The organism is Arthrobacter sp. 10T425 (assembly GCF_056393985.1).
Genome location: NZ_JBFTGZ010000140.1, coordinates 1 through 355, shown reverse-complemented (window position 1 = coordinate 355; position 355 = coordinate 1). Strand labels below are relative to the sequence as shown.

Sequence of the window (355 nt, the reverse complement as noted above, 5' to 3'; positions counted from 1 at the left end):
GCTGCCAGCCGTCGTCACGGTTGCCTGCGTGCTGCCGTTCACCTGCACAGTCAGGCTCTGGCCGCTCGCCAGACCGGTTGCTGTGCCGCTCAGAGTGTACGTATTCGTCGAACACGTCACGTCGATATTGGTCACATTGCTTGCGGCTACCGTGCCGGATCCATTGGCCACGGTGCAGGTCTGGCCGGCAGGCTGGGCCGCCATGGTCACCGCATAGGATGTCGCGCCCAGTCGCGGCGTCGGCATGGTGAATCCGCCGTTCGTGCTGACCACCTGTGTGTCGCCATTGGTGTCGGCCARYTGCAGGCTCGYGCCSGYRGCCAGGCCCGACACSGTGCCGCCCACGGTRTAGRTG

1 protein-coding gene is annotated in these 355 nt (G+C 65.9%); it reads right to left on the bottom strand.

The features are described from left to right. Positions 1-273, bottom strand: a 273-nt coding sequence (locus AC1DDH_RS20900; protein WP_476956283.1) for a hypothetical protein, incomplete at its 3' end; no start/stop codon positions are given. Positions 274-355 lie beyond the last annotated feature (82 nt).